The organism is Wolbachia endosymbiont of Pentidionis agamae, assembly GCF_036711655.1.
Classification (GTDB): Bacteria; Pseudomonadota; Alphaproteobacteria; order Rickettsiales; family Anaplasmataceae; genus JAZHPY01.
The window spans coordinates 1-5,089 of record NZ_JAZHPY010000075.1 but is presented as its reverse complement, the minus strand read 5'-3'; the positions used below and the strand labels follow the sequence as shown (position 1 = coordinate 5,089).

Genomic DNA, 5,089 nt, shown 5'->3' with positions numbered 1-5,089 from the left:
TAATTTTAAAAAATGATGAAAAGCACAAAGAAAATAATATATCTGAGGATAAACAGCTGCAAAAGGAGACACCATTAGGTGATTTACTAAGTAAAAATGAAGAATTGGTGAAAGAAGAGAAAGAAAAAAAAGAAATAATAAGTAGTAGTCTACCATCCAATGATAAGGATATACCAGCATCCAATGATTTAATAGATTTGCAATCTCAGAAAAAAAATGATGCTGATAAAATAGAAGATTTTGATAAAGCGTCAGAAATAAAAAATATCCTAAAACAGAATGATACTAAAGCTGAAAATTCTAGAAATGAAAATAACACAAAACAAAAAGAGCCAAATAAAAAATGGAGAGCTTCAAAAAAGAAAAGTATTCCAAAATGGAAGCATAAAGAAAAACAAAGTAAATACATACATAAAAGGCACTATGATGATATGAATCAGCATTTACCAACAGAAATATATATCACTGATTATGTAAAACAACTTTTTTATTGTATATCAGAAGATAATATTCTTTGTATTGAAAGCATAATGGATAAATTAGAAGAAATGGATTTTACAACTAAAGAAGTATTAGAACTAAAAAACAAACTTGGTGACACTCCACTAATCTATGCAGTTAAAAAGGGAAAAATAGATACAGTACGGTTTCTTCTTATGCATGGTGCAGAGCCTGATGTATTGAATAACGAATTAAAATCGCCTCTTGACATAGCAATTGAAATAAAAAGAAATGATATAATCAATGCAATCAATGAAATGAGCCATTATGTTCCAGAGTATAAGAAAATACCTAATTAATGGAAAATTGTAGGTTAAAAATAAGAAAAATATCAGAAACAGAGAAGCCTAATATCTTTCAGGAGTGTTTTAACTTAAGGGTTATCCCATATCTCTATTACATCATTACTGCAATCTATTATTTCTACTTTTTCGAACTCATAGCATTCATTGATAGAATGAAGTTTTAAATCTGTGATAAATGGAATTGCATCATTACCTAAAATTTTACCGCTACGACATATTATTAACCTATCAATCAGCTGGTGTTTTAATAACTCTGTGATTAGTATGCCACCACCCTCTACGAGTAGCCTAGTTACTCCAATTTTTGTAGCAATGTTAAACATCGTATTTCTTAAGCAAACTTTACCTATGTTATTTGAATCAACTGTTAAATAACTAATATTCTCTATTTCTTGTATTTTTTTATTTGTAATAACCCAAGTTTTTATTTTTTCTGCAGTTTTTGCAATATTGTGATCCTTTCTTAACTTGTTTTGGCTGTCTACAATAAATCTTATTGGTGATCGATTTTCAAGACCAGGCAGTCTACACGTTAGTAATGGATCATCGGTTGTAAGAGTATTACTCCCTATCATTATTGCATCGTATTCTGCTCTCAATCTATGTACCCAGTTTCTTGTTTGATTAGCTGTGATCCACTTACTTTTACCTGTAGCTGTTGCAATTTTCCCATCAAGAGTTGTTGCAATTTTACAAGCAATAAATGGCCTATTTAATTTTTGTACATAAAAAAATCCTATATTTAACTTTTCTGCTTCTTCCTTCATAATACCATATGTTACATCAATTCCTGCTTCTTTTAGGATTTTGATACCATTTCCTGAAACTCTTTTATCTGGATCAGTCGCTGCAATAACCACTTTTTTTATTCCTGACTTAATTATTTCCATGGTACAAGGATTTGTGACTCCGTAATGACAGCATGGCTCAAGAGTTGTATACATTGTTGCACCATGAGTTTCTTGGGCACTCTGCAAAGCAAATACTTCTGCATGAGGACGTCCACCAATTCCAGTATATCCTTTACCAATAATCATATTATTTTTCACAATCACGCAACCAACTGCAGGGTTAGGTGCAACATTACCCAAGTTTTTTTTTGCTAGTTGTAATGCAACCTTCATAAAATAATTATCAGGCATCTAAAAAGAAGTCATTTCATATGAAGTGTCGAATATTCTTCTGTGCTCGTGTATAGCAAACCTATCGGTCATTCCTGATATATAATCACATATTACTGTTAAACGTTCTACTATATTTGGAGATCTAGTTATAGTTTCTTTCCATTCAGTTGGAAGTAGGTTATGATTTTCGTAAAAGCATTTAAATAATTCTTCTATCATACGTCTTGCTTTATTCATAGTCCTATTTAATTTATAATGTTTATATATTTTTTCCATATTAAATTTTTTGATTTCTACAATAGCCTTCCTTATCTCCTCTGAGAAAGTTATGACTGGCTGAGATAATTTCCTTATATCTTCTACATCTTGTATATTATAATCTTTGATATTTTTTATGCTTTGAAATACAACATCATTTGTTAATGTGCTTATTATATTGCTCAATGCTTTATGTATAATTTGACTTAAAGATATATTGGAATACCTATCTTTTATCTTTATAAATATTTCTCTAATCAAAGGAATGGCAAGCAAATCCTCTGTTTTAATTAAATTTGCTCTTAAAGCATCATCTATGTCATGCACACTGTAAGCAATATCATCAGAAATTGCGGCAATCTGTGATTCTGCGCTGGAGAATTCTTCAAGTTTTAGATTATATCTTTCGTTGTATTCTAATAACAGCCTATTATGTGTAGGGAATAAAGAATATTTACCAAGAAGTGGTCCATTATGTTTTGCTATACCTTCAATAATTTCCCAACTTAAATTCATTCCATAAAAATCAGCGTGTTTTTGTTCGAGGTAAGTTAAAATTCTTATAGACTGTACATTGTGGTCAAATTCAATTCCATCAACCTCAAGATTTAATTTTTTTATTGATATATTCAGCGCATCTTCTCCAGTATGGCCAAAAGGTGCATGTCCAAGATCATGAGCAAGGGCGATACATTCTGTGATATCTTCATTTACATGAAGTCTACGCGCGATAGATCTTGCAATTTGTGCAACTTCCAAGGTATGAGTAAGTCTGGTGCGGTAATAATCATGCGTATAATTCATAAAAACTTGTGTCTTATATTCCAATTTTCTGAATGCATTAGAATGAATTATACGACCCCTATCACGCTCAAAACAGTTTCGATATTCATCCTCCTCTTCTTTTTTATATCTGCCCTTTGTTTTTTTGGGGTCAGATGCATAGCTTAATAAAAAATTATTATTTGACATGTAAAATTTGCGAATATAATTATATTTAATAATTAATGGTATGGCTATGTCAATGAATTATAATATTAACCTTACAGAAAGTGCATTAAAAAGGATTCATTTTCTAATTATGCAAGAAAATGATCAAAATTCTGCTTTGCGTATTGCTGTTTCCGGAGGTGGTTGCTCTGGGTTTAAATACACTTTCCTCATGGATCAAGTAAAATGTAACGACTTTGACAGTTTTGATGATGACGAAAATGATGATTTTGATGATGATGATTTTGATGAAGAGGATGAAGACAATGAAAATTATGAAGCTCGTAACCACAAAGACATAATTATTCATGATAACAAAGGGTCTCCTATTGTAGTGGTCGATAATTGTTCAGTGAATTTCCTAAAGAATTCAACAATAGATTACACTGAAGATCTTGCAGGGTCTAGGTTCAAAATAACAAATAGCCTTGCTAAATCTAAGTGTGGTTGTGGTGATAGCTTTTCTATTTAGTGTAGTTGAGTGAAGTATAACTGAGGCTAGGTGTTTTTTATCTTTTGCTGATGATAGAAATTCATAAAAATGCTTAAAATAATCTAACCTCAGTTTGCTGATTATATCTCTTTTTCGGAATGAAGGTTTTATGTAGTTAGGTGGGTGGGTTAACGCCATCGCCTTAAGGCGAACACTTTAGTATAATTACTTAGTGTTTTTAGTATGGATTACAAGCATAGCTCCTACAGTATGTTTGATTTGAAGTACCATTTGTATTTTGTACAAAATCAAAATATAGGTATAGAGTACTAACAGACAAAATAGCAGTTCGTGCTAGAGAAATTATTAGAGAGATATGTACTGCAAATTATGTAGATATGAGTGGCAATATTACCCCTGACCATATGCTGATCTCTGTGCCTCTAAGCATGGCTCTATCCAAGTTAGTTCAATATTTTAAGGGTAGTCGTAAGCTATTCCAGAAATTTGAGCTATTAAGGAAAAGATATTGTGGACAGCATCTATAGTTGGAATTTTTTAAAGGCATTAATACACAAATATTATCTTAAATGTAGTTATTTTTGTTTAGCAACATTCATTCTGTACATATGTGATGTTGACTAATTCAGAAAAATAACATAGCTTATATTTATTATATTATAATAAGGTAATGGGATTAAATCCATTAGAACAGTTTAGGGTATTTACAATAATAAAGCTTCCTACTTTATTTGGGTATAATGTAGATTTTACTAATTCTTCACTTTTTATGTTATTGTCTGTGCTATCTATTGTGATATTTTTATTACTTGGTATGAGAAAAAAAGAGTTGATACCTGGATATTTGCAGTCTTCTGTAGAATACATTTACGAGTTCGTTGTTTCAATAATAGAAAATAATGCTGGCGCTGAAGGTTTAAGGTATATTCCTCTAGTCTTTACAATATTTATGTTTATTTTATCTTGTAATTTAATTGGTATATTGCCGTTACCTTATAGTTTTACTGTAACAAGCCAAATAATAGTAACATTAGCACTATCTTTAATAGTTTTCTTTTATGTCACGATTATTGGGTTTAAAGAAAAAAAAATAGAGTTTTTACGTGTATTTTTACCTCAAGGTACACCATTGTGGCTTGCACCTATGATAATTTTTATTGAGTTGTTTGCTTACTTAGCAAGGCCAATCAGTTTATCTATTAGGCTTGCAGCAAATATGGTTGCAGGTCATACAATTGTTAAGGTAATAGCAGGATTTGTTACTAATATGAATGTATTTTTAACTCCTATACCTTTCTTATTTATAATTATCCTAATAGGGTTTGAAATATTTGTTGCAGTTTTGCAAGCATATATATTTACTTCGTTGACTTGTGTATATTTATCAGATGCAGTTGAGTAAGATTATTGACTTTTTATAAGTATGCTTTATAATAACAAGAGATTATTAATAATTT

General features: G+C 30.4%; 5 protein-coding genes and 1 pseudogene. 4 read left to right on the top strand and 2 right to left on the bottom strand.

Features of this window, described 5'->3' with window-relative positions; all coding sequences use genetic code 11:
• A partial coding sequence (locus V6U76_RS04410; RefSeq protein WP_333023858.1) for an ankyrin repeat domain-containing protein occupies positions 1 to 800 on the top strand: 800 nt, incomplete at its 5' end.
• Between the two features lie 74 nt (positions 801 to 874).
• On the opposite strand, the gene ribD is transcribed toward V6U76_RS04410, so the two are convergent.
• Positions 875 to 1,948 carry a bifunctional diaminohydroxyphosphoribosylaminopyrimidine deaminase/5-amino-6-(5-phosphoribosylamino)uracil reductase RibD gene (gene ribD / locus V6U76_RS04405; RefSeq protein ID WP_333023856.1) on the bottom strand — a complete coding sequence of 358 codons (1,074 nt, stop codon included), beginning with the start codon at positions 1,946 to 1,948 and terminating at the stop codon, positions 875 to 877.
• A complete protein-coding gene (locus V6U76_RS04400; protein WP_333023854.1) occupies positions 1,949 to 3,160 on the bottom strand; it encodes a deoxyguanosinetriphosphate triphosphohydrolase in 1,212 nt (403 codons plus the stop codon).
• Positions 3,161 to 3,206: 46 nt separating this feature from the next.
• Here V6U76_RS04400 and V6U76_RS04395 point away from each other — a divergent pair, with 46 nt between their 5' ends.
• From V6U76_RS04395 to V6U76_RS04390, 3 genes and pseudogenes are all read left to right on the top strand, one after another.
• Complete coding sequence (locus V6U76_RS04395) at positions 3,207 to 3,650, top strand: HesB/IscA family protein (protein WP_333023853.1); 444 nt, start codon at positions 3,207 to 3,209, stop codon at positions 3,648 to 3,650.
• 260 nt (positions 3,651 to 3,910) lie between these two features.
• Positions 3,911 to 4,159, top strand: a pseudogene (locus V6U76_RS05615) (transposase); the annotation flags it as partial.
• Positions 4,160 to 4,302: 143 nt separating this feature from the next.
• Entirely contained in the window at positions 4,303 to 5,034 is a 732-nt protein-coding gene (locus tag V6U76_RS04390; protein WP_333023852.1) for a F0F1 ATP synthase subunit A, read from the top strand.
• Positions 5,035 to 5,089: the final 55 nt, after the last annotated feature.

Bases quoted from the DNA above. Each gene is read 5' to 3' on its own strand.
- ribD (WP_333023856.1), bottom strand. From the start codon at position 1,948: ATGCCTGATAATTATTTTATGAAGGTTGCATTACAACTAGCAAAAAAA.
- V6U76_RS04400 (WP_333023854.1), bottom strand. From the start codon at position 3,160: ATGTCAAATAATAATTTTTTATTAAGCTATGCATCTGACCCCAAAAAA.
- V6U76_RS04395 (WP_333023853.1), top strand. From the start codon at position 3,207: ATGTCAATGAATTATAATATTAACCTTACAGAAAGTGCATTAAAAAGG.
- V6U76_RS04390 (WP_333023852.1), top strand. From the start codon at position 4,303: ATGGGATTAAATCCATTAGAACAGTTTAGGGTATTTACAATAATAAAG.